General features: G+C 40.8%; 24 protein-coding genes and 1 tRNA gene. 18 read left to right on the forward strand and 7 right to left on the reverse strand.

Annotation, left to right across the window (positions count from 1 at the left end):
* Positions 1-631: 631 nt before the first annotated feature.
* Positions 632-1,135 (forward strand): hypothetical protein, encoded by a 504-nt coding sequence (locus tag LJ658_RS20100; protein WP_230548350.1) that lies wholly within the window; start codon positions 632-634, stop codon positions 1,133-1,135.
* A 403-nt stretch (positions 1,136-1,538) separates the two neighbouring features.
* Here the strand turns inward: LJ658_RS20100 and LJ658_RS20105 are convergent, their stop codons facing one another.
* Together LJ658_RS20105 and LJ658_RS20110 are read right to left on the reverse strand one after the other, a co-directional pair.
* Positions 1,539-2,030: an anti-sigma factor gene (locus LJ658_RS20105; protein ID WP_230548351.1), complete on the reverse strand. Its 492-nt coding sequence runs from the start codon at positions 2,028-2,030 to the stop codon at positions 1,539-1,541.
* Positions 2,027-2,608 carry an RNA polymerase sigma factor gene (locus LJ658_RS20110; RefSeq protein WP_230548352.1) on the reverse strand — a complete coding sequence of 194 codons (582 nt, stop codon included), beginning with the start codon at positions 2,606-2,608 and terminating at the stop codon, positions 2,027-2,029. Before LJ658_RS20110 ends, LJ658_RS20105 begins: the two co-directional genes overlap by 4 nt.
* A gap of 237 nt (positions 2,609-2,845) precedes the next feature.
* Here LJ658_RS20110 and LJ658_RS20115 point away from each other — a divergent pair, with 237 nt between their 5' ends.
* Positions 2,846-3,211 carry a DUF6249 domain-containing protein gene (locus LJ658_RS20115; protein ID WP_230548353.1) on the forward strand — a complete coding sequence of 122 codons (366 nt, stop codon included), beginning with the start codon at positions 2,846-2,848 and terminating at the stop codon, positions 3,209-3,211.
* Between the two features lie 60 nt (positions 3,212-3,271).
* Here the strand turns inward: LJ658_RS20115 and LJ658_RS20120 are convergent, their stop codons facing one another.
* Both LJ658_RS20120 and LJ658_RS20125 read right to left on the reverse strand, forming a co-directional pair.
* Positions 3,272-3,790: a DinB family protein gene (locus LJ658_RS20120; protein WP_230548354.1), complete on the reverse strand. Its 519-nt coding sequence runs from the start codon at positions 3,788-3,790 to the stop codon at positions 3,272-3,274.
* Positions 3,780-4,991: a HAMP domain-containing sensor histidine kinase gene (locus LJ658_RS20125; RefSeq protein WP_230548373.1), complete on the reverse strand. Its 1,212-nt coding sequence runs from the start codon at positions 4,989-4,991 to the stop codon at positions 3,780-3,782. The genes LJ658_RS20120 and LJ658_RS20125 overlap by 11 nt, the downstream gene beginning before the upstream one ends.
* Before the next feature lie 189 nt (positions 4,992-5,180).
* Here LJ658_RS20125 and gltX point away from each other — a divergent pair, with 189 nt between their 5' ends.
* The gene (gene gltX / locus LJ658_RS20130) at positions 5,181-6,680 is read left to right on the forward strand and encodes a glutamate--tRNA ligase (RefSeq protein ID WP_230548355.1); all 1,500 of its coding nucleotides are present in this window, start codon (positions 5,181-5,183) and stop codon (positions 6,678-6,680) included.
* 113 nt (positions 6,681-6,793) lie between these two features.
* Here the strand turns inward: gltX and LJ658_RS20135 are convergent, their stop codons facing one another.
* Positions 6,794-7,270: an Lrp/AsnC ligand binding domain-containing protein gene (locus tag LJ658_RS20135; protein WP_230548356.1), complete on the reverse strand. Its 477-nt coding sequence runs from the start codon at positions 7,268-7,270 to the stop codon at positions 6,794-6,796.
* Between the two features lie 162 nt (positions 7,271-7,432).
* Here LJ658_RS20135 and LJ658_RS20140 point away from each other — a divergent pair.
* The 3 genes from LJ658_RS20140 (at position 7,433) to LJ658_RS20150 (ending at position 10,461) form a co-directional block, all read left to right on the forward strand.
* Positions 7,433-7,544: transfer RNA gene (locus LJ658_RS20140), tRNA-Asp, on the forward strand.
* 263 nt (positions 7,545-7,807) lie between these two features.
* Entirely contained in the window at positions 7,808-8,209 is a 402-nt protein-coding gene (locus LJ658_RS20145) for a hypothetical protein (RefSeq protein WP_230548357.1), read from the forward strand.
* Positions 8,210-8,295: 86 nt separating this feature from the next.
* On the forward strand, positions 8,296-10,461 hold the full coding sequence (locus tag LJ658_RS20150; RefSeq protein ID WP_230548358.1) for a TonB-dependent receptor plug domain-containing protein: 2,166 nt from the start codon (positions 8,296-8,298) through the stop codon (positions 10,459-10,461).
* 46 nt (positions 10,462-10,507) lie between these two features.
* Here the strand turns inward: LJ658_RS20150 and LJ658_RS20155 are convergent, their stop codons facing one another.
* Both LJ658_RS20155 and LJ658_RS20160 read right to left on the reverse strand, forming a co-directional pair.
* The gene (locus LJ658_RS20155; RefSeq protein WP_230548359.1) at positions 10,508-11,782 is read right to left on the reverse strand and encodes an SGNH/GDSL hydrolase family protein; all 1,275 of its coding nucleotides are present in this window, start codon (positions 11,780-11,782) and stop codon (positions 10,508-10,510) included.
* Between the two features lie 130 nt (positions 11,783-11,912).
* Positions 11,913-12,488, reverse strand: a complete 576-nt coding sequence (locus LJ658_RS20160; protein WP_230548360.1) for a porin family protein — start codon at positions 12,486-12,488, stop codon at positions 11,913-11,915.
* Between the two features lie 135 nt (positions 12,489-12,623).
* Between LJ658_RS20160 and LJ658_RS20165 the strand changes: the two genes are divergently transcribed.
* From LJ658_RS20165 to LJ658_RS20220, 12 genes are all read left to right on the forward strand, one after another.
* Positions 12,624-12,839 (forward strand): hypothetical protein, encoded by a 216-nt coding sequence (locus LJ658_RS20165; protein ID WP_230548361.1) that lies wholly within the window; start codon positions 12,624-12,626, stop codon positions 12,837-12,839.
* Positions 12,840-12,899: 60 nt separating this feature from the next.
* On the forward strand, positions 12,900-14,651 hold the full coding sequence (locus LJ658_RS20170; protein ID WP_230548362.1) for a S41 family peptidase: 1,752 nt from the start codon (positions 12,900-12,902) through the stop codon (positions 14,649-14,651).
* A gap of 208 nt (positions 14,652-14,859) precedes the next feature.
* Complete coding sequence (locus LJ658_RS20175; protein ID WP_230548363.1) at positions 14,860-15,501, forward strand: hypothetical protein; 642 nt, start codon at positions 14,860-14,862, stop codon at positions 15,499-15,501.
* A 154-nt stretch (positions 15,502-15,655) separates the two neighbouring features.
* Positions 15,656-15,958 carry a hypothetical protein gene (locus LJ658_RS20180; RefSeq protein ID WP_230548364.1) on the forward strand — a complete coding sequence of 101 codons (303 nt, stop codon included), beginning with the start codon at positions 15,656-15,658 and terminating at the stop codon, positions 15,956-15,958.
* An 88-nt stretch (positions 15,959-16,046) separates the two neighbouring features.
* Positions 16,047-16,814: a UDP-2,3-diacylglucosamine diphosphatase gene (locus tag LJ658_RS20185; RefSeq protein ID WP_230548365.1), complete on the forward strand. Its 768-nt coding sequence runs from the start codon at positions 16,047-16,049 to the stop codon at positions 16,812-16,814.
* A gap of 144 nt (positions 16,815-16,958) precedes the next feature.
* Positions 16,959-18,032, forward strand: a complete 1,074-nt coding sequence (gene prfA, locus LJ658_RS20190; protein ID WP_230548366.1) for a peptide chain release factor 1 — start codon at positions 16,959-16,961, stop codon at positions 18,030-18,032.
* Between the two features lie 125 nt (positions 18,033-18,157).
* Positions 18,158-19,081 carry an FAD:protein FMN transferase gene (locus tag LJ658_RS20195; protein WP_230548367.1) on the forward strand — a complete coding sequence of 308 codons (924 nt, stop codon included), beginning with the start codon at positions 18,158-18,160 and terminating at the stop codon, positions 19,079-19,081.
* Between the two features lie 182 nt (positions 19,082-19,263).
* Entirely contained in the window at positions 19,264-19,605 is a 342-nt protein-coding gene (locus tag LJ658_RS20200) for a hypothetical protein (RefSeq protein ID WP_230548368.1), read from the forward strand.
* An 18-nt stretch (positions 19,606-19,623) separates the two neighbouring features.
* Positions 19,624-20,505: a hypothetical protein gene (locus LJ658_RS20205; protein ID WP_230548369.1), complete on the forward strand. Its 882-nt coding sequence runs from the start codon at positions 19,624-19,626 to the stop codon at positions 20,503-20,505.
* 8 nt (positions 20,506-20,513) lie between these two features.
* A complete protein-coding gene (locus tag LJ658_RS20210; protein ID WP_230548370.1) occupies positions 20,514-21,197 on the forward strand; it encodes a response regulator transcription factor in 684 nt (227 codons plus the stop codon).
* Positions 21,198-21,199: 2 nt separating this feature from the next.
* Entirely contained in the window at positions 21,200-22,540 is a 1,341-nt protein-coding gene (locus LJ658_RS20215; protein WP_230548371.1) for a sensor histidine kinase KdpD, read from the forward strand.
* 177 nt (positions 22,541-22,717) lie between these two features.
* Positions 22,718-23,467, forward strand: coding sequence for a DUF6515 family protein (locus LJ658_RS20220; RefSeq protein ID WP_230548372.1), 750 nt, complete (start codon positions 22,718-22,720; stop codon positions 23,465-23,467).
* Positions 23,468-23,637: the final 170 nt, after the last annotated feature.

Here is a 23,637-nt window from a genome sequence, read left to right on the forward strand (position 1 = left end):
CAATAGTAAAAGCTATGAGATAATTTCCTGTATTTCGTCACAAATACTAAGATAGTGGTTTCTGGCATAGCCTCCACCCATGACCTACCGCCAAAGGCGGTGGTTTAGCCATTAGAACAAAAAGCCCCCTTACCAGTAGGTAAGGGGGCTTCAACGTTATAATATGGTATAGCTGCAAATGCACTTGCCGGTTACTTTTGGGCAATTTGCTTTGCTTGTACATTTATCTTTATGACATGAAGTGCAAGTGGCTTGTTTTGCCTTTTTAACCGGAACGGTTGGTGTTGCAAATACAGATGCGCTTCTTAATACGATAATTGCTGCGCTTAAAATTATTTTTTTTCATGATGTTTTTTAAATTAATGTTTAATAAATAATGTGTTGGCCATTATGGCTTAAATGGAATTATTATTAAACTTTTGGTGGTTACCTCAGCCATTGCCGTCCTGAGTAAGCAGACAAAAACAGGATACATACAATTTGTAAAACCGCTAATTTCATTAATCAAAAATACAGATTATTGGAGCATTCACCGAATCTTATTAGCTACTTCCTGTGCCCGTTGATTAAGATCGAAACAATATTGTAATAGCTATGTTACAGTGAATGTGATAATCAACACACATAAATTATGAAAAAGATCAGTTTAATGTTAATGATGGCCGGTGGTGTATTAACCGCTCAATTTGCAAACGCCCAAACTTCAGATACTTCAAAAAACAAGATTGAGGTTAAAAAGAAGGTAAAAACCGGCGTGCATGGTCGCCAGGTAACAAAAATAAAAATTGAAGGTAAAGGCACACCAAGCGCTATAAGCGACGCTGCTGCCAGCGCTGTAACCGGCAGGACCCGTGTAGTTGTAGCCCCTGCTCCGGCACCTGCTGCCCCACAGGTAGTTGTTGTAACACCCCGCGCGGAAGCCAGACCTGCGACTACTCCAACTACTGTAACAACAACTACTGTAACCAAACCGTCAGTAACAACCAGAACATCAACAAGTGCCACCAGGACAACAACTGCTCATGTTGTGGCAAAAAAACCGGCAATACGTGTATACCATCGGGTTTATAGAAGACCTGCGGCCGGTACAAAAACTGTTACAACTACAACAATAAAGAAAAGCGACAATAACTAATTTAAGGTTAAGCTTTATTGAAGTTATATTAATAAGTGACAAATCTCAGTTACGAAAAACGGGCCTTAACAATATTGTTAGGGCCCGTTCTGTATAACAGCAATTTCTATTTATTATAATCAATTAATTATAGCGGGACTCATCGGGATGAAACTTTGTGATGGCATTATTAAAAAAATCAGGGCAAAAATAAATGCCCCTTCGAACTTGCTTCTTGGGGGCATTCAACCTAAACCTTATCACAATTAAGCCGGCAAGTTTGCCAGCTTATATATCCTAACGCAATTACTATACCAATATTATTGTAAGTAGCTATTGAACTTAAAAAAGTTATTTTTTTTTGTTATCCAGGGCTGCCAATAGTAATATTGTCATTAATAGACAACAAAGTGTACATAAAATATTACGCTTGTTTAGACAACTTGGCTCTTCGCAACACACGGTCAAGTAAAAACAACACCAGCACCGTATCAAAAAATAAAAATCCTTTAAAAACGTCGCCGGTCATCAGGTTTTTAATATCTGGCACATTAACGGCTGGTTTGCTAACCTGATGGATCGAATGCCAATTCATATTCACCAACGTAAAAATCAATATTGCCGCTATCGTCAGTATAGTGAATCCGCCTATTACTTTTATAACCGTATTGTTAATACGCGCCTTTAAAGGCTGCCTGGCATAGTCAGCGCGGATGGTCTCCATTACATTATATGTAAATGCCATTGGTGGTTCATCCAGTTCCATGGCAGCTATCTCACGGTTAAGTGCCAATAGTTCCAGGTATTTTTGCTGGTAAGCTTCATCATGGATAAGCAACAGATCGATAGCTTCGCGCTCTGCAGTTGTGCAGGTGCCATCAATATAATCCCAAAGTTTTTCTTCTATGCTGTTCATATCAGTTCTTTAACTTCGTGTTTTAAATTACGCTCCAGCTTTTCTTTTAAACGCTGGCGCGCCCTAAATAATTTAACCTTTACACTATTGGCCTCAATACCCAGGGTTCGGGCAATTTCTTCTAGGGATTGCCCGCCCTGATAAAATAATGTAATTATGGCAGCATCATCGGCGGTTAACTGCCCTATGGCCTGGTTAAGGTAAAACGATCTTGATTTGTTTTCGATATTATCAGTATCATATCCTGACGGAACGTTTGCTACCTGTATAAGTGTGTCCTCATCGTCAATTGATGCGGTATCTAATCTTGTTTTTCTTAGCGACGTCATGGCGGTTGTATAAACTATACTATACAGCCAGGTGCTAAATTTTGATTCCTGTTTAAAGGATACCAACGATCTGAATGCTTTAATAAAGCAATCCTGCGCAACTTCTTCGGCATCTTCACGGTTTTTTGTAAAGCGCATAGCCAGTGTAAATACAAACCGCTGGTGCCGCTTAACCAACTCAGCGTATGCCGATTGATTGCCCGCGAGGGATTGCTCAATTAATTCTGTATCTGAAAGCCTGCTCTGCATCTTTATATGCCCTCTGACTACCTAACGCCCGGTTAGGTTACACTCTTATGTAAATATAATGGTTAAGCAATAGTACGGCTGAGGTAAGCGTGTATTTTAGTGAATTGATTTTATATTTACTTAAACTTAACCTTTTTTTGCAAACTGTGTAACCTCATTAAAAATCATGTAGTCATAGCCTTCAAATACACCATGGTGGTGTAATAAAATAAAATTAACACCTTAAATTTAAATAAAATGGATTCAAACCAAATAGCCTTAATAATTCCGATGGTTGTATCGACTGCTATGTTTGCAATGATATTTGGTATTTTTTACCTGCGTAACCGTGAAAAGATGGCCATGATAGAGCGCGGCATGGACCCACGGCTTAAAACCGAGAAAACGATAAACCGCAATTATGTACTTACCTGGGGATTATTATTGATAGGCTCTGGCCTGGGTTTGTTCCTGGCCTACATATTAGATTGTACCTTGCTTTTTTCAAAAGGAGAAGATAACCCGGCACCATACTTTGCATTAATTGCGATATTTGGCGGTGCTGGTTTATTTACATCATACCTCATCGAAAAGAAAGACAATAATAAGGAAGCAGGGGAGTGATTTCAGGAGGTAAAAGGCTAAAGGTGAAAGGAAGATCATAGACCTTTTACCTTTAGCCTTTCAGCCCCAAATCAAATACCGTTCTTTCAAAATATTTAGATGGTGCAGCTCATGGCCGGCCATAATATAAATAATAGCGTTTACTGATATTTTGCTGCCATTAGCTATGCCGGTTGCGGCCAACTGCTCTTCGGTAAGTGCGCGCAACATATATAAGTTAGCTTCTCTGGTCGTTTTAAACTCTGCAGCCAGGTCTGGTAAAGACCGGTTGTTAAAGTTTGACCTTTCTACATAAATATTTTCATCAAACCCGGGCAGCTCGGCCTGGCCACGCGAGAACGCCAGCACCCGGTAAGCGAATGTGCGCTCGGCATCGATTAAGTGGCCGGCCACCTCTTTGACGGTCCACTTACCTTTATCATAGGCGTAATCTGCCTGTTCATCGGTTAAGCTGCAAAAAAGCTTATAGGTGCTGGTTTTTAAGCTGTCAAGCATTTTTAAAACGGGCCCGTCATTAACCAGGGCAATGTAGTTACCATAAAATGGGGCATAATCCCCGGGTGTAGGTCTAGCCATCATATCTGATATTTTTTAAGATGATCCTAAAGGTTGTGCCCTTTCCCAGTTCAGAATCGCGCACTGCTATTTGTCCGTTATGATAGTTCTCCACCATACGTTTGGTTAGTGATAAACCCAGGCCCCAACCACGCTTGCGCGTAGTATATCCGGGTTGGAAAACGGTAATGAATTTAGATCGTGGTATGCCCTTGCCGGTATCAATCACATCAATTAAAATCTGGTCCTTTGTTTTATTGGTGTGTATATCAACTTTAATACTACCCTTACCTTCAATAGCATTCACGGCATTTTTCAGCAGGTTTTCTATCACCCAATCAAACAGCGGGATATTTAACTCGGCCACCAGGTCCTTATTGCCGGTTACCTCAAAGCTGATGTTTTTACTAACCCGTACTTTAAAATAGTTTACAAAGTCATCTATCGCGTCGTAAACAGAATGCTCCTCCAATTTTGGTTTTGAACCTATTTTTGAAAAACGGTCGGCTACAATTTCCAGTCGCTTTACATCATTTTCCATCTCGGCAACCAATGGGTCATCTTCAGCATTAAACTTGTCTTTTATCAATTCAATCCACGCCATTAACGACGATATAGGTGTACCCAATTGGTGCGCGGTCTCTTTAGCCAAACCAACCCAAACCTGGTTCTGTTCTGATTTTCGCGACGAGTTAAACGCCGTATAAGCCAGTAACAAAAAAACTGCGATAACGCTAAGCTGCACATAAGGGAACAACTTTAACTGGCTCAGTAATGCCGAGTCTTTATAATAGATAAGCCAGTATCCCCGGGGCAAATTTATTTTAATGGGCTCGCGCTGTGATTTCATGGTCTCCAGCTCGGCCTGGAAGTAGCTAGGGTCATAAGTTGGTGTATTTTTAGTTTTTACCGCGTCAGGCACAGGGGGGATAAAAGTTTTGGTGCTGTCAAGTCCCCGCGCGTATTGAAACTCGCCTTTTTCATTAGTTACGATAGCGGGTATGGCAGAACTGTCACGTACCGCAAAAACATATGGTAAAAAATCATTATCATCAGCCGATATCACCTGTTTTATACTTAATGCCCAGATTTGCGCGCGGGTACGCTCAGATTTTGCAATGTTGCGCGCCAGGTAATTAGTGTAAAATAATGATCCACTGGCAATAATCAACGCAAAGGCAAGCAGTATATATTTCCAGAGCTTTTTATTTTGGTAGGCATTTATCATATCAGCTTCAAATAACGTAAAATAGGTTTGTATGTTATAATTTATTTGACCCACCCAACCCCGACGCAATAGCGTCACCTAAATCTTCTCCAAAAGAGAGAGGACTGGGGGGCGGCTAATAACTTTACATCATCCCGACTTTACAACATCCCTACTTCCCGACTAAAAAATTATCTTTGCGGCATAATGTCAGATAAAAGAGTTAGAGTAAGATTTGCACCCAGCCCTACGGGTGGTTTACATTTGGGTGGCGTACGTACCGCTTTGTTTAATTACCTTTTTGCAAGGAAAAATAATGGCGACTTTGTTTTGCGGATAGAGGATACTGATCAAAATCGCTACGTTGAAGGTGCAGAAAAATATATTATTGATTGTTTAAACTGGTGCGGCATTACGCCAGACGAAAGCCCGGTTAACCCCGGCCAATATGCGCCATACCGCCAAAGTGAGCGCAAAACGCTATACCGCGAATATGCCGAGCGTTTAGTAATGCAGGGCCATGCGTACTATGCTTTTGATAGCGCCGAGGAGCTTGACAAGAACCGCAAGGAAATACCTAACTTTCAATACGGTCAGGTTTATCGTGATACATTGCGTAATTCATTATCATTACCACAGCCTGAAGTTGACCAGCTACTGGCCGATCATACCCCGCATGTTATCCGCATAAAAATACCGGCCGACCAAACCGTTAGCTTTACTGATATGATACGTGGCCGCGTTAGTTTTGAAACTAACCAGCTGGATGATAAAGTTTTGTTGAAGGCCGATGGTATGCCAACTTATCATTTAGCTGTAGTGGTTGATGATTATTTAATGAAGATCTCGCATGCCTTCAGGGGTGAGGAGTGGCTACCATCAGCACCCATACATTTATTATTATGGGATTATTTAGGATGGAAAGCCGATATGCCGCAATGGGCGCACTTACCGCTAATATTAAAACCCGATGGCAACGGCAAACTAAGTAAGCGTGATGGCGCACGCCTGGGCTTCCCGGTATTTGCGTTGGATTGGGAGGGCGCTGCCGGGTTTGACGGCATGGGATTTTTACCCGAAGCGTTTGTTAACTTTTTGGCAACACTGGGGTGGAACGATGGCTCGGGACAGGAAATATTTACCATGGATGAACTGGTTAGCAAATTTTCTATCGACCGTATAAGTAAAGCAGGTGCTAAATTTGATTTCGAAAAAGCCAAATGGTTCAACGCCGAGTGGATCAAACGATCAACTGCCGAAACCCTACACCCAAAAGTTAAAGCGGTTTTAGAAAGTAAGGGTGTTACCATAAAAAATGATGCTTACCTGGCTACGGTTATTGATTTGATAAAAGACCGCTGTACTTTATTAACAGATTTTTATCCGCAGGCTGCTTACTTTTTCCAAACTCCTGCCGAATATGACCTGGCCGCAGTTAAACCAAAATGGACAGACGAAAAAACGGCGTTCTTTAAAGCCATTATAGAACAAGTAAAATCAACCCCAACCATAGTAGCTGCCGATTTTGAAGCAACCTTTAAAGCATTAGCCGAAGAAAAAGGTTTGAAAACCGGCGATGTGATGCTGCCTTTCCGCATTATGCTGGTAGGCGGAAAGTTTGGCCCCCACGTTTTTGATATAGCCGCTTTGTTGGGCAGGGATGAAACTGTCAGCAGGATAGAGCAGGCGTTGGCAGCATTTGCCTGAACCATATAATCGCTTGAATACTTATAAAAACGTATAGGTTAAAAATCAAAATTCATAAAAAAGGCCAGTTATAAAAACAACAGGCCTCCATTATAATAAGTATTAAGTAAGGGTTACTCCAAGGTTATCTGTCTCCTGATGCTTTCTTCCAATGATATAAATGTTTCTGTACGTTGTATGCCTTTTACACCTTGTATCTGCTCATTCAATACCTCGCGCAGGTGGGTGGTATCATGGCAAATAATCTTGGCAAAAATACTATAGCTGCCGGTGGTATAATGCAGTTCGACAATCTCTTTAACAGTTTTTAGCTGTTTTACGGCGTCATTATACTGCGAGCCTTTTTCCAGGAATATCCCTAAAAATGCGGTGATATCATAGCCAAGTTTTTGCGGATCAACCTCTAAACTGGCACCTTTAATTACACCCATTTCCTCCAACTTTTTCATCCGCACATGGATAGTTCCGCCTGAAACGATCAACTCTTTAGCAATTTCGGTGTAAGGAGTTGTGGCGTTTTTCATCAATATTGATAAAATTTGAATATCAAGATTATCAATTTCTAAATTTTGAGCTTTTCTGTGGGACATAAATTTTAATATCTTTATTGAAATACAAGTATAATTATAATTTGAATAAAAATAAAATATTTTTGTTGAAATATTTGCAAGGAATTGCTAAGTCTATTATGTTTGTAACAAGCAATCAGACCTAAAAGCTTAACCGTTCTTTAAAATAAAATAACAACACATTGTTGGGTGGTGAAATTTTTGGCAGACACACCTCCTTGTCCCGGTGGTAGAGATCATAGGAAACCCGAAGCGGGCTAACTACTCTGTGGAGGTTCGAATCCTTCCCCAACAGCAATTCACTGGCGTGAATTAATAATAACAATCCTGTAGGATGGTGAAATTTTGGCAGACACACCTCCTCGTCGCGGTGGCGGAGATCATGGGAAACTCTTAGCAATAAGAATAACCACTCTGTGGAGGTTCGACTCCTTCTCCTACAGCTCTTCTCATAATTTAGGTTTATAATTGGTTAGTACCGGCCCCTGCCCATCAGAGGGCCGTACTTGTTTTATAGCCTTTTGTAAAACCCGGAATAATCATACATTTACAGCATCAATGGCTAAAAGAATCATTACCTATATCCTTTGTCTTTACTTTTTGGCAGGAAGCGCAATTTTGCCCATGGGCGATTTTTGCTTGCTGCAGGATCTGCCGGCCATGTACCATTCGTATGAGCAACTGGTATCGGCAGATGAAAAGGGTGTCCTGGATTTTGTGGGTGATTACTTATTAGGCGGTCGCGATATTTTTGGACATAACAAACATGATGTGCCCGAAAACGGAAAATCTGCCGTGCAATTTCAACACGCAAGCGATTGTTGCAGCATTGTGTTGGTTGCTGCACATAAAAATAACATTTCAATAAAAGAACACTGCGAAGTAGCGCATTCGCAGCTTTCGGTTCCGGCTAATCTCCCCGGTTTTTTTGATGAACCGTTACGCCCCCCTCATGCTTAAACAGGCTTCAACTCTGTTTTAAAAGTCCGGTTTCCCCGGATCATCCTGCAACTCGCTGTGCTTTGGCATGGTGTTAACTTATTTTAATGAAATATTATTTATTACTGTTAGCCGTATTCGGCTACCATATATCCCGTGCTCAAAATCAATATAAAGTTGTTATTAAAGACGATAAGACCAGGCAGGTCTTACCGGGCGCTACGGCGGCAATAGTTACCTTAAACATAGCCGCAGTTGCCGATACCGCCGGTAACGTAGTGTTATCAGGTATCCCAAATGGCAAGTTCGAGATAAAGTTTACCTCGGTAGGATATCTTCAGCAAAGTAAAATAGTGATGTTCCCGGTTAGCGAAACCGACCAGCCTTTGGAGGTATTTCTCGAACCGCATTCAGGCGAATTGGCCGAGGTAACCATACAAACCACCCGTACCAATCAAAACCTGCGCGATATACCCACACGCGTAGAAGCATTACCACAAGAAGAACTGGATGAAAAGGGAACAATGCGCCCCGGCGATATTAAAATGCTACTGGGCGAATCGACAGGTATAAACGTACAGCAAACATCTGCTGTTAGCGGTACGGCCAATTTCAGGATCCAGGGACTTGATAGCCGCTATACACAACTTTTGCAGGATGGTATGCCATTGTACCAGGGATTTTCGGGCGGGTTAAGCCTGATGCAGGTATCGCCGCTTAATTTAAAACAGGTAGAGTTTATTAAAGGCTCGGCATCTACCCTGTACGGTGGCGGCGCCATAGCAGGCCTGGTTAATTTGATTAGTAAAACCCCACAAGAAGATCCCGAGTTTACTTTCTTACTTAACCAAAATACAGCAAAAGGCCTTGACGTTAGCAATTACTATGCGCAAAAATGGCAGCATGTTGGCACTACAATATTTACAACTTATAACCATAGCGGTGCCTACGCTCCGGGTAATACAACATTTACAGCTGTGCCAAAAACAAACCGTTTCGGTATTAACCCGAAGCTGTTTTTATATATTGATGATAAAAATAAAGGCTGGTTTGGAGTAAATACTGGTTACGAGAGCCGCCGCGGTGGTGATATCCAGGTGTTGAATGGAAATGCCGATGCCACCCATCAATATTTCGAGCAAAACACCACCTATCGTTTTTCTACTCAATTCTCGTTTACGCATATTATTGATCCGGCCAGCCAGGTAAATATCAAGAACACCGTTGGATATTTTGACAGGCGTTATGCCGAGCCGGCTTATAGCTTTAACGCCAGGCAAACATCATCTTATACCGAGGTTAATTATGTGTACAACGGTAAAAAAGTCAATTGGGTGGCTGGTGTTGATGCCTGGACAGACTACTTAGCCGTTCAACCGTATCAGCAACTTGGCTATACCTTAAATACTTTTGGGGGCTTTGCGCAAAATACTTACAAAGCCAATAATTGGTTTTCCGTTGAGAGCGGACTCAGGCTGGATTACAATACGCCTTCACCCGCTGATAATACTAATGGTTTATTGTTACTGCCACGTATCAATGCTTTAATCAAAATAACTAACCAACTAACCAGCCGGGTCGGCGGTGGTTTAGGTTATAAAATGCCAACCATATTTAACGACCAAACAGAGCAGCAGGGTTATCAATACCTGCAACCCCTGATAATCGGCCAAATCAAAGCCGAAAAATCAATAGGGCTTAACGGCGATATTAATTACCACGCCATATTGGACGGCGCGGTTGTAAACGTTAATCAATTGTTTTTTTATACCCGGGTAAATAACCCACTGGTATTGGTCAACAACAACTTTATAAATGCCAATGGCTACTTAAAAACCCAAGGCGTAGAAACTAATGTTAAGGTGATTATGGATGAGTTAGGTATTTACTTAGGCTACACCCATACCGATACCCGGCAATATTTTAACAGCATGGTGAACGCACAAACCCTCACCCCCAAAAACAAAATAAGCGCCGATGTTACTTATGAGATAGAAAATAGTTTTAGGGCAGGTGTAGAAGGTTTTTATACAGGATCGCAGTTATTATACGATGGTACAACCGGCCGTGGCTACTATACATTTGGGTTACTGTTACAAAAAATGTGGAAGCACTTTGATGTATTTATAAATGGCGAAAATATCACCAACCAGCGCCAAACCCGGTGGGGCAGTATCTATATCGGTCCGGTAAGTTCGCCGTTGTTTAAAGATATTTATGCGCCTTTGGATGGGGCGGTGTTTAATTTGGGAGTTAAGATAAAGTTGATGTAGTTAAAATGATTAATGGCTGTAGAATTTACGCTCATCATCTAATAGACTAAGGCTTTACCCACTTCAACCCAACCGTACTCTGTGCCAAATTAACCAACACATCCTTTTTCCCATCCAGCGGTGCATACAGCTCCATACTTGATTTTAGCAGCACATTATTAGTAAGTGCTGCAATTTCGGTAACATTCATGCCTGATCGGTAAAAAAACCAATTTTTGGCTGAAATGGCGTTGCCGGTTTTATTACCTAACTGCAGGTGTTTTATAGACAGACGCTCGGCTACCTGCCCTTGGAGGGCGCTGTCGCAATAGAGCTGTGTCTCGTTGCGGGCATAGTAGTGAGTCAGCGTGATTTTATGCCATTGGCCATCGGTTACTTTAGTGGTGCCTGTAATTTGCTGGTACTGCGGCGAGGTATATTCAACAGTACCCTTATCCGTAATAACTATCGAGCCGGCATGCGCGGTGCTATCCAGCAATTGCATGATCTGCCCTTTGCCATCAGCCTTAATAGTAATGGTAGTAGTGAAAGGATGTACTATATTATCAGGCTTAAAATCAATCAGGTTAGCTTTCCCGAGTGTTATTGATGATCCTTCCACCATTTTTGGTTGCGCCTTGCCATTGCTTAACGCATCAAATAATGACGGTACAATAGCGTAGGCCATTTCCTGGTGCCCGGCATCATTAGGGTGCCCTGGATTATACCAGCTGCCTGGCGCCCATTTTCCGGTACCGTCATCAACGGCGCCCAATAAATTTACAGAAGGTACGTCAAGCGTATGTATCCACAGGTTCATCTGCTTGGTGTAGTCGTAATCTTTCGCATTAAAATCATTTCGCGTGTAGCAATTGGTAACCACCGGTACAAAACCGCTGTCGCGGGCCAGGGCTATAAGTTTTACCATGTTGCTTTTAAACTGGTCAAACTTACTTTTGCCCGATTCATGAATACCCTCGTTACCTAAAGAAAGGGCCAGCAAAACATATTTTGCTTTTTGCGATACAAAATCCCTTTTCCAGCGGCCCAATAACCGTATGGTATTATCACCGCCAATTGATTTATTTACCGTCTTCCAGGCATTGCCGGTGCCATCAGCGTTGCGTTGGTTTAATATTTTGGTAAACATATAGGTATATCCTAAATTATTTGTCGCGCCAAAGCCGTAGGGTACTGATGATCCAAAGTAAACTATCTTTAAAGTGTCGACTGGCTTTACTGTGTAACGCCCGGTATCAATTATATTGCCTTTGGCATAATTTACCAAAGCTAAACAGCTAATAAAACAGGTTAAAACAGCACGATTGCTTTTAAACATCATAACATTAAGTTGAATTGGTATTGCAAGATATATAAAATGCCACATACGCCTACCGCCATAAACGCAAAAAAGCCGTTACATCTGATTGGATGTAACGGCTTTCAGCCTTCAGCCTTTTGCTATCGACTAATTAAAAGAATTTAAAACCAACGCTTAAAGCCCATAGGTGCTGGCGCTGACCATAGTTTTTATCAATATCGGTCAAATCGCCTTCATAACGTAAATCGGCGGTAATTGGGCCAATATCAACGCCGGCACCAGCCTGGTAACCCAGAGTGCTGTTTTTGTAATTGCCAAAATCGGCATAAGCGGCACCGAAATTAGCCGAATAGCTTTGTTTTTTGTCCAATACCGAAGTATAAATAGGGCCACCCATTACACGGAAGTTTAAATTTTTCTCGCCAAATTTAAAACCTAATAATAACGGCACATTTAAGTTAGTAAATTTAACATCGGCACTGTAGTTGCCGTTTGTTGAATTGATTTTACCACCGGTACTGCTTAAATAAAGTTCGGGTTGTAAATAAACGCCGCCGCCTATACGGGCAAATGCGCCCACCTGGTAACCTGTTTTAGTGCTTTGGTCAAAATTGTCGGTGTTAATTTTCGAGAAGTTAACCCCACCTTTTACACCAAGGCTAAACTGTGCGCTGGCACTAATGCTTGCTGCTATTAGTAACATTGCGCTTAATACGTACTTTTTCATAGTGTTAGAAATTTAGTTTTAAAAGTTTGATGGGTTTGATTATAACCATCGCCAATGGTTTAACAATACCTGTACCAATTTTTTAGCACGCCCGTTACCCGATATTTTTATATTTTTGCCGGAAAGATTTTATTTATGGCAGAAATAAGCATGACCAGTAAAGAGTGGGAACGCGTAAAAATTAAAGTTCAACGTAAGTACAACCACTTAACAGATGCGCAGTTAAACTATACCGAAGGCCAGGAAGATGCTTTAATAAGCAACTTAATGCACCTGGTTAACCGCAACCGCGAATATGTGGTATTCACCCTGAAAAAAGCTTTAGTGAATATTGACAATAATAGGTTGTAAAATGAGTTAACTATTTTAAAGGCGGTTTTTTGTAGCTTTATATTTTAAGATCTTTATGTGATGAAAAAGGGTGTGATTGTTCAATATAAAAGGTTCTTTATATCTGCAGGTATAGTTGCGCTGGCTCTGGGTATATGGAGCTTTAGTGACGATCTGTTCCAGATCTCAAAAAACCTGGAAGTGTTTGCATCTTTATATAAAGAGGTAAATATTAACTATGTAGATGACATTAATTCGGCCAAATTTTTAAAGACGGGTGCCGATGCAATGTTGGATGGTTTGGACCCTTACACAGAGTTTGTGCCCGAGTCTGAAATTGAAGATTATAAACTACACTATGTAAGCACCCAATATGGTGGCATTGGTGCAAGTGTTTTTTCAAGAAACAACAAAGTATATGTATCAAGTGTGTTTGAGGGTTTCCCCGCCCAAAAAGCTGATATACGCCCCGGAGACCAGGTGCTTAAAATAAATGATATCACCCTTGATGGTAAAAACAGCGACCAGGTAAGTCAGTTATTAAAAGGATCAAAAGGCGCCGTTGTAAAACTGGTTCTTAAACGCGATAATGAAGATAAGCCGGTTGAAAAGGACCTGGCCCGTGATGAAATCAAGCAACCCAACGTATCCTATTACGGTATGGTTGATGGTAACATGGGTTACATAAAACTTGACAGATTTTTAGAAAACTCTGCGCAGGAAGTGACCGACGCATTAATCGCAGTTAAAAAAAATAATCCCAACGGTATTATATTGGATCTTCGGTCAAACGGCGGAGGTATATTACAGGAGGCTGTAAAAATTGTTAACCTTTTTGTACAAAAGGATATTGAGGTTGTATCGCAAAAAGGAAAAGTAAAAGAAAAAAATTATACCTATAAAACAGTTGCCGCCCCACTTGCTGCCGATATACCTTTAGTTGTATTGGTAAATTCGCGCTCGGCTTCCGCATCAGAAATCGTTGCCGGGGCGTTGCAGGATCTTGATCGCGCCATAATCATTGGTCAGCGCAGTTATGGTAAGGGATTGGTGCAACAAACGTTCCCGTTACCTTATAATAGCCTGGTTAAGATCACCATCGCTAAATATTATGTACCGTCTGGCAGATGCATACAGGAAATTGACTACGCTCATCGTAAAGAGGACGGCACAGTGGTAAAAGTGGCCGATTCATTACTGCATGAATTTAAAACCAGGAACGGCCGCTCGGTTTATGACGGAAGCGGCATATATCCGGACATTTTTGTGAAACCTGAAACTTATGCCAATATCACCCAGGCACTGGTGGGTAAACTCTTTCTGTTTGATTATGCTACCAAATATCGTTTAAGCCACCCTAAAATTGCCGATGCACGCAGCTTTGTTTTAACAGATGCGGAGTATGAGGATTTTGTAAAATACCTGGCCGACAAAAATTATACTTATAATACTACGTCGGAAAAAGTACTTACGGCGCTTAAAACAGAAGCCACCAAAGAAAAACAGTTTGACCAGATACAGACCGAATACGAGGCTTTAAAAGCCAGGATGGCTAACAGCAAGAAAAATGACCTGCAGTTGCATAAAGCCGAGATAAAACAAACGCTTGAGAATGAAATTGTTGGCCGCTATTATTTTGATAAAGGGCGTTATGAGACCAATTTTAAATATGATAATGTATTAGCACAAGCTGTTAAAACCATGCAGGACAAAAATCAGCTTTCAGCTATTTTAAAAGGAGATGGCGCTTATAAAGTAATTGGCAAACCCGTGCTGGCTGCAGTTGCTGATAAAGAAAAAAAAGCAGATGCTAAGGAAAAAAATGACCAATAGTCTTTAGATCTAGGAAACAGATATCAGGCTAATATTAAAAAGCGAGGGGAGAGATTCCTTTCGCTTTTTTAGTTTACGCCATTTTATCGCTATACTGAACGATGGCAAGAGGATTATCAGACCTTGCGGGTTGCATTATACTCATCTGCTAAAAAATAAACTAAACTATTGGCCGCAAGGTTTGTCTTACTATCAAAACAACACAATTATGAAAAAGATATTATTAACAGCAGTACTATTAGTTAGCTGCTTAATGTTTAAAGCCGATGCACAATTACGTATTAGTCTTGGATTGAATATTGGCAGTCAGCCAGATTGGGGACCGGTTGGTTATGACCATGCAAGTTATTACTATATGCCTGATGTTGACGCATATTATGACGTGCCAAACCATCAATATGTTTATTTTGAAAACAACAGGTGGGTACGCGGGGCAGGTTTACCCGGCAGATATAATTTTGATCCGTACAATAGCTATAAAGTAGTAGTTAACGAGCGTAATCCATGGGAACGCGCTTCGGTTTACAGAACTAAATATAAAGTATATAAAGGGCGCAGGGATCAGCAGATTATCCGCAATAGCCGCGATACAAAATATCGTAACCACTGGCAGGACCATAATGACTATGGTCGTGGGCCGGGTAACAGCGACAATGGCCACGATCGTGGAAACCATGGTAACGGTAACCAGGGAAATGGTTATGGTAATCAGGGAAATGGACGTGGCAACGATCACGGAAATGGACATGGCGACGATCATGGAAATGGACGTGGTAACGATCACGGAAATGGAGGTGGCAACGATCAAGGACATGGAAATGGCCACGGTCGTGGTCATGGTGATAATTAATTGTTAATTTTATTATGTCAAACAATACAGGCCCGTCAGTAATGATGGGCCTGTATTGTTTATTGATATTTAGAATAGCTGTTTTGTTTTATAGGTAATGACCTATTTATTTTATAAAATCGAAACTTATTGATTACCTGTAGCTTGTAGAAGTATGAGTAATTTACTGATAGCTACAGATTTAGAATTAATGGAAGCTTTTGTCCGTTTTGCAAGCCATAAAGGTTATGATGCATCGATATTTGAAGACTCGGTTGTAATTAAAGATGTTTCTAATAAAAATAACAACTTTAAGATCATCAGGCGGGACGAATATTTTGCCGTTTATACAATATGCATTTCTAAAGACGATTATGAATATTCGGCTAAGTGTATGATTTATATATTATTGGCCGAGTTTAACAAATCAAACGGCACGTCTACCCATCTGCATATGAATTTTAAGGTTGATCTGTAGACTGGGGTAACTAAACCTTATTGTGTCTTTAAAGCTTTCACCATTCGCCTTTTACCTTTCACCGCTAAAAGTGTACTTTTGATGGCACATGTCCATAGGTAATAAACTTTATTTCGCATCTGATTTTCATTTAGGCACCGGCAACTATGCAGCTGGTCGTGAGCGGGAGGATCGCTTGGTACGCTGGCTGGATATGATCAAAGCCGATGCCGCCGAAGTGTTTTTAATGGGCGATATATTTGATTTTTGGTTTGAGTATAAAACGGTAGTGCCTAAAGGCTACATTAGGTTTTTAGGTAAACTGGCCGAGCTTGCCGACGCCGGGATAAAAATCACCTTGTTTAAAGGCAATCATGACATGTGGATGTTTGACTACTTTGAGCGGGAGCTTGGTGCAACTATTATTAGTAATGAACTGGTGATTGAGCGAGGCGGAAAGAAATTTTACCTGCACCATGGCGATGGCCTGGGCCCTGGCGACGCTTTGTATAAAGTGCTTAAAAAAATATTTCGTAGCAGGCTGTGCCAGTGGTTATTTGCCCGCATACATCCAAATTTAGGCGTTGGTATAGCCAACTATTGGTCAAGGCACAGCCGCATAGCCGGTGAAAGTAACGAACAGCGCAAAAGCCTTGAGCAAGAGTGGCTGGTAGTTTATAGCCGTGAATTGTTAAAGCAAACACATTATGATTACCTGGTGTTCGGGCATCGTCATTTGCCACTGGATATTAAGCTGGATGAAAAGAGCCGGTACATTAATTTAGGCGAATGGGTAAATTATAATTCTTACGCAGTATTTGACGGCCGTGAGCTAACCCTGCAATACTTTGAACAGGCGGTAGGCGGGAAAAGATAATAAAGTTTCTTGCTTAACTTTAAAGTCATTTTATGCTAATGGATTGTCTTTTAGCTTTTACATTTAACCTTTATGCTTAAAATTCTGTATTTTTGTAGGCTTTTTAAAGCCGGGCATATACAGGCCCGATTGATCAATTAGAATATGTTAGAGAAATTAGAATTAATATATCAACGCTGGAAAGCAGTGGAAGTAGAGTTAAGCAGCCCGGATGTAATGGCTGATATGAAACGCTTTGCCCAGTTGAATAAAGAATACAAAGACCTGGCTAAGATTGTTGACGAGTATAATATATATCGCAACATTATGAGCAATATTGATACGAATAAAGAAATATTAGCTACTGAAAAGGACGACGAGTTTCGCGAAATGGCGAAAAGTGAGTTGGACGAATTGCTGGGACAACAGGAAGAGAAAGAAGAGCAGATTCGTTTGATGCTGATCCCTAAAGATCCGGAAGACTCCAAGAATGCTATCATGGAGATACGCGGTGGCACCGGTGGCGACGAGGCATCTATTTTTGCCGGCGACCTTTACCGCATGTATATGCGCTTCTGCGAAAAACGCGGCTGGAAGACCGAACTGGTTGATTATACTGAAGGCACTGCCGGTGGTTATAAAGAAATTGTATTTAACGTAAATGGGGAAGATGCTTATGGTACGTTGAAATATGAGTCGGGTGTGCACCGGGTGCAACGCGTACCTGATACAGAAACCCAGGGCCGTGTACATACATCAGCAGCATCCATAGTGGTATTGCCCGAGGTTGATGAGTTTGATATTGTATTGAATGCCGCGGATATTCGTAAGGATTTATTCTGCGCGTCTGGTCCGGGTGGTCAATCAGTAAATACAACGTATTCCGCTGTAAGGTTAACGCACATACCAACAGGTGTTGTAGCACAGTGCCAGGATCAAAAATCACAATTAAAGAATTTTGATAAAGCTTTATCAGTATTACGTTCAAGGGTTTATGAGCTGGAGCTGCAAAAACACCTGGAGGAAGCGTCTAAAAAACGTAAAACCATGGTTGCCACCGGCGATAGGTCTGCCAAAGTGCGTACTTATAACTACCCTCAGGGTCGTTTAACCGAGCACCGCATAGGCTTAACCATTTACAACCTTACCGAGGTTATGAATGGTGGCATACAAGAAATAATGGAGGCATTGCAGTTTGCAGAGAATGCCGAGAAACTAAAAGAAGGAACTGTAGTATAATTGCTATGGTAATTTAAATGTAAAAAGCCGCAAAAAGCGGCTTTTTACATTTATTATATTTCGCTTTTCATCTTGTTTTCATAAAGTGCCGCTAATTTAGTTTTTAGTAATTAAAAGACTGGATTATGTTGGCTCTAAAAAAGGTATTGGCGAACAACTTAAGCATCCACAGACGCGAAGTACGCCTGATGGGAAATAAGTTTGAAATTAGTGTGGTAGGAAATGATCCTGTTTGGGCCGGTGAGCGTATCAACAGTGCAATAGCCGAAATTAACAGGGTTGAAAAATTGTTAAGCACCTTTAGCGAGGACAGCGAAATAAATACCATTAACCGAAATGCAGGTATAAAACCGGTAAAAGTTAGCGCTGAGATTTTTAAGCTTATTGATCGTTCGCTGCAAATATCTGAACTTACTTACGGTGCTTTTGATATCACCTACTATACCACAGAGAAAACTGAAGGCGATACAGATTTGGCAGTTGCAACCTATACAACAGTGAATTACAAAGATGTTGTACTTGACACAAAAGCCACTACCGTTTTTTTAAAAGAAAAAGGCATGCGTATAGGCTTTGGTGCCAACAGCAAAGGCTACGCTGCCGACAGAGCAAAATATATATTACAGTTTGAAGGTGTAAGTAACGGCGTTATTAATGCCGGTGGCGACCTATTAACCTGGGGTTTACAGCCGGACATGGAGCCCTGGACTGTTGCCACAGCTGATCCCCGCCAAAAGGGGCAACCATTGGCTAACCTGGATATAACTAATATGGCTATAGCCACATCGGTTAATACTGAAAAATACGCTACCATAAGCGATAAAAAATTAAGTACCAGCAAGCCAGCGAACGGATTTGCAATAAGTGAGATCAAAAGCGTAAGCATCATTAGCCCTACTGCTGAATTCGCCGATGCTATGGCTACGCCGGTAATGACCATTGGTATTAATGCCGGCATCTATCTTATAAATCAATTAAACCAGCTGGGTTGTGTAATTATAGACGATCACAGCCGCGTCTATCCATCAAAGGGCATTAACTTACAATAACTACCAGCGTTTGTTATTGTAAACTACTTATCCTGCTATATGTGGGGATTGTTATCTGTGCTTTAAAAAATCCGGTTAAAAATTATAAATTTTAAGCACATAACTATAAATTAGAACTCTGGCCTCACGGTGACCTTAATTAACTGATCTTTGGGAAAACTTTTACAAATTTCTTTTTTTCAATGACAAAGCGCCTTGCGTATATTGTAATGTTGTTGATATTTGTAGCAGGCTTATCATCCGCCAAAACAAAAACCGGGCATGATGATCTTGTTAAGGGCGACGCTATGCGGTTTTGTGTAATTATTCCGTTGCAAAAAGATACGACCAAAAGGCACCAGCCGGATGACGAGCCAAAAAAAATTAAGGAGATATCAAAGGCAAAAAGACAAGCAAAGCCCGAAAAGATAATAGTTGGGGGTGATAACGTGCAGGACTCAAAAGTTAAGCCTAAACCAAAAAGGGAACGCCGCCCTGAGGGTTTGGACAGACCGCCTGAAATACCAAGGAGAAATGGCAATTAACCTAACCAGCCGAAACTAATGAAATACCTGCGTATTCTGCTTTTAATTATGATCTGTAATGCTGCCAGTGGGGCAGGGTTAATAAGGAATGCTACTGCCTGCAATAAGGCATACTATACGGCAAAAGATACCGATACCATAATCCGGAAGAGATCGCTTTCAGTAGGAATAAATTATGGTAGTGATGCCATGTTTTTCGGCCGGGTAGGGCCTATTACTTATCCATACTTTTCAACCGATGTGGTGTACAATACCAAGGGCGGTTTTTTCATTTACGGGTCGGCCCTGCGGCTTATAGGCTACCGCACATCGGTAGATGAGATTGATTTTGGCGGAGGTTATTTATACCATCCTGCAAAGAAATTCTCAGGATCGATATCTTATAACCGGTTTATATTTAATAAAGAAGAACGGATAATTGAGTCGGCAACTTCAAATGATGTTAACTGGAAGAATTCTTATAACTGGAAACCATTTAAATCAACCGTCATACTGGATTACCTTTTTGGTAAATCTAGCGATTTTTTTATGACCATAACACAGTCAAAATATTTTGAAACCAAAGGCAATATCTTTGATGATAAGGATTACCTGTCATTTAATCCTTCAATAAGCGCCATCGTAGGTACGCAAAACTTTGTTGAACGTTACTCGGCAGAGCATCAGGAAAGGTTAAATGTGGATGATATATACAAGTTTGGTTCGGGAGCTTCCTCTGGTTTTGATAACGGCCGCTTAAATGTGCTTAACTATAGTTTTAAAATTCCGATAGCCTATAATCGACCGCATTATACGTTTGAGGTGTCCTACAAATATTCTATACCGGTTAATGTGGAAGGGGCTTTGCAAAACAGGCACGAATCGTTTATTAACGCATCATTTTTCTACGTTTTTTATTAATACAAAGCATGAATGTTTTAATTATTGAAGATGAAGAAGCGCTGGCCCATGAAATGGAGATATTTCTTACCAACCATAATTATATAACCGACGTTTGTTATAACGGACGCTCGGCGTCCGAGAAAATAGCAACCAGTCTTTATGATTTTATATTGATTGACCTTGGCCTGCCCGACTATGATGGCCTTGATTTGCTTAAAGAATCAAAAAAGGATAATCCGGATGCCGCCTGTATAATATTAACCGCACGTGCCGAGGTTTATGATCGCGTAAGAGGGCTTGATCTGGGTGCTGATGATTACCTGGCTAAACCTTTTTCTTTGTTAGAGTTACAAAGCCGTATGCAGGCTATAATGCGCCGTAAATTTGGCTTAAAGCAAAGTATTGTTGAACTTGGCGATTTCCTGATCAATCTTACCGACCGGGTAATTACCTGCGGGGATAATTCAGTAAGCACCATCACTAAAAAAGAGTTTGATTTAATAGCGTATTTAATTTTGCATAAAAACCGCACCTTAACCCGTACCCAATTAAGTGAGCATATCTGGGGCAGTGTTATTAATGATGATTATGACTCGAATTATATAGACGCGCATATTAAAAATATCCGCAAAAAATTAAATGTACATGCACCGCCCGATTGGCTGGAAACGGTGCGTGGCCTGGGTTATAAAATAAAAATGAACGCTTAGCATTGAAACTTAAAACCAAACTTACACTGTTTAATGCCATATCAAAATTGGTAATAGCGGTGTTGTTTGTGTTGCTGGTGCCTTTTTTAATAAAAAATATAAGCCGAAACTACGTTGATAACAAGCTTATTAAACAAAAAAGCAAATTCCTGCAAATTGTAAAAACGCAGGGTATAAAAAATTATATTCCAGACGGCGAAACTTATGGTAGCTATTACCTGCCGCTTAAAGAGGAATATCTTACTATTGAAATTGATACCGTCCTAGGGCATTTTATAGACACCATCCGGAACGAAAAGCGCCTGGTTGAGCGCGATACTATTGAGTACCGCATACTTAGCCATACCTTTAAAGTAGGCGATGCCAAATATTTGCTGGAGATTGGTAAAAGCGTTGCGACCCTTGATGAAACAAGTACCCCGTTGCAAAATATTGCTTTTGTAGTATTGATAGGGATGATATTACTGACCATCCTTGCCGATCAGTTTTACACTAACCGCGTTTTAAGGCCATTGGGCTTAATCATTAAATCTAAACTAATAGGCCACAAGTTTCCAAATTTTGGTTCGTATAAGGAAGTTAAAACCAGTACCTCTGATTTTAAACACCTTGATATTAGTATACATCAAATGATAGAGACCATTGAGGCTGCTTTTCAAAAAGAGCGCGAGTTTATATCAAATGCTTCGCACGAGCTGATGACCCCGATATCTATCCTGCAATCAAAGATCGAAAACATGTTTGAGCGCGAAGATATTATTGATGAACTCAAAGTGCGGTTACTGGAAATGCAGAAAATACTAAACCGTCTTAAAAGTATTACCAAAACGCTGCTGCTGATATCACAAATAGAGAATGAGCAGTTTTTAAAAGAAGATAAAATTTCAATAACTGAACTGCTGCAGGAAGTGTATGACGAAATATCCGTGCGCTTGCCCGAAAAGAACCTTACGTTTGACATCCTGATCCCACAGGACGTTATTATAATAAACGTTAACAGGTTTTTGATATTTAACCTGTTTTTTAATCTGGTTAACAATGCCATAAAATATAACAAGCCGGACGGCGAGATAGTGATCACCACCGAAACCGAGAACGATAACTTAATTGTGAATATAACGGATAGCGGTATAGGCATCAGCACAGAAGACATGCCGTTTATATTTAACCGGTTTAAAAAATTCAGGCAGTCAATGCAACAGGATAGCTTTGGCCTTGGGCTGCCTATTGTAAAATCAATTGCTGCATTTCACGATATTAAAATCGAGGTTGACTCAGTAAAGGATCTGGGCAGTAATTTCAGACTGATATTTCCTTCGGACATGATAGAAACGTCGGGATAGTGAGGGTATAAATAACCTTGATTACCTGAAACCGGGAATAAGTAACTTTTCTCAATTTTTTATACCATCAATTAAACCCTTTCAACTTGAAATTGTCTAACAATTGTTATGTTTAGTAAAAGTTTGCAAAACGTATACTATTCAGGCCCAAAATATGTTAATGTTTTTTTACGCGATATGAAAAAGTTATATAAATATGCTTCCGCGGTATTATTTACCGGAGCACTTTCTTTGATGGTGGTTTTAAATGCCGACGCCCAACGTGGTGGCTCGCATGCCAGTGGTAGTGGCAGCTTTAGCCGGGGCGGAGGCGGCACTTTTAGCGGCGGTGCAAGGTTCGGCGGCCGTAGCAGCTTAGGCATTGGTTTAGGTTTAGGCTATCACAGTGCATTAGGCTATCGCGGTGGTTATGGATTGTTCGGCTATCCGTCACTGGGATTTTATTTTAATACCCTGCCTTACGGATATTATCCGTTTTATATGGGCTCATCATTGTTTTATTATTACGACGGTATTTTTTACCGCCCGTATGATGATGGCTATGTGGTAACAGCTCCGCCGGTGGGCGCTGCGGTACCAGGATTACCTAAAGGATCAAAAGCTATCATGATCGATAATCAGCAGTTTTTTGAATACAATGGTGTATATTATAAAATAGTAATTAATGATAAAGGTGATAAGGTATATGTTGTAGCCGGTAAAGACGGTATTTTAAATACCGATGCCGATGGCAGTGATGATAATGTTACTGCTGCCCCGGTGCCGCATGTTGGTGATGTGGTAAACCAGTTGCCTGACGGTTCACGCAGAGTCACTTTAAACGGCAAAAAATACTACGTATCTGCTGATGATATCTATTTTGAAGTAATTGTAGACAAAGACGGCCATAACGCTTACCGTATTGTTAGCGTGCCTGATAGTCAATAATTTTTTAGTACCTGTGTAAACAAGTTAAGCTGCCCGTTGGGTGGCTTTTTTTGTTCTAATGGCTAAACCACCGCCTTTGGCGGTAGGTCATGGGTGGAGGCTATGCCAGAAACCACTATCTTAGTATTTGTGACGAAATACAGGAAATTATCTCATAGCTTTTACTATTG

Origin of the sequence: Mucilaginibacter sp. UR6-11 (assembly GCF_020880695.1) — a bacterium.
Taxonomy (GTDB): domain Bacteria; phylum Bacteroidota; class Bacteroidia; order Sphingobacteriales; family Sphingobacteriaceae; genus Mucilaginibacter.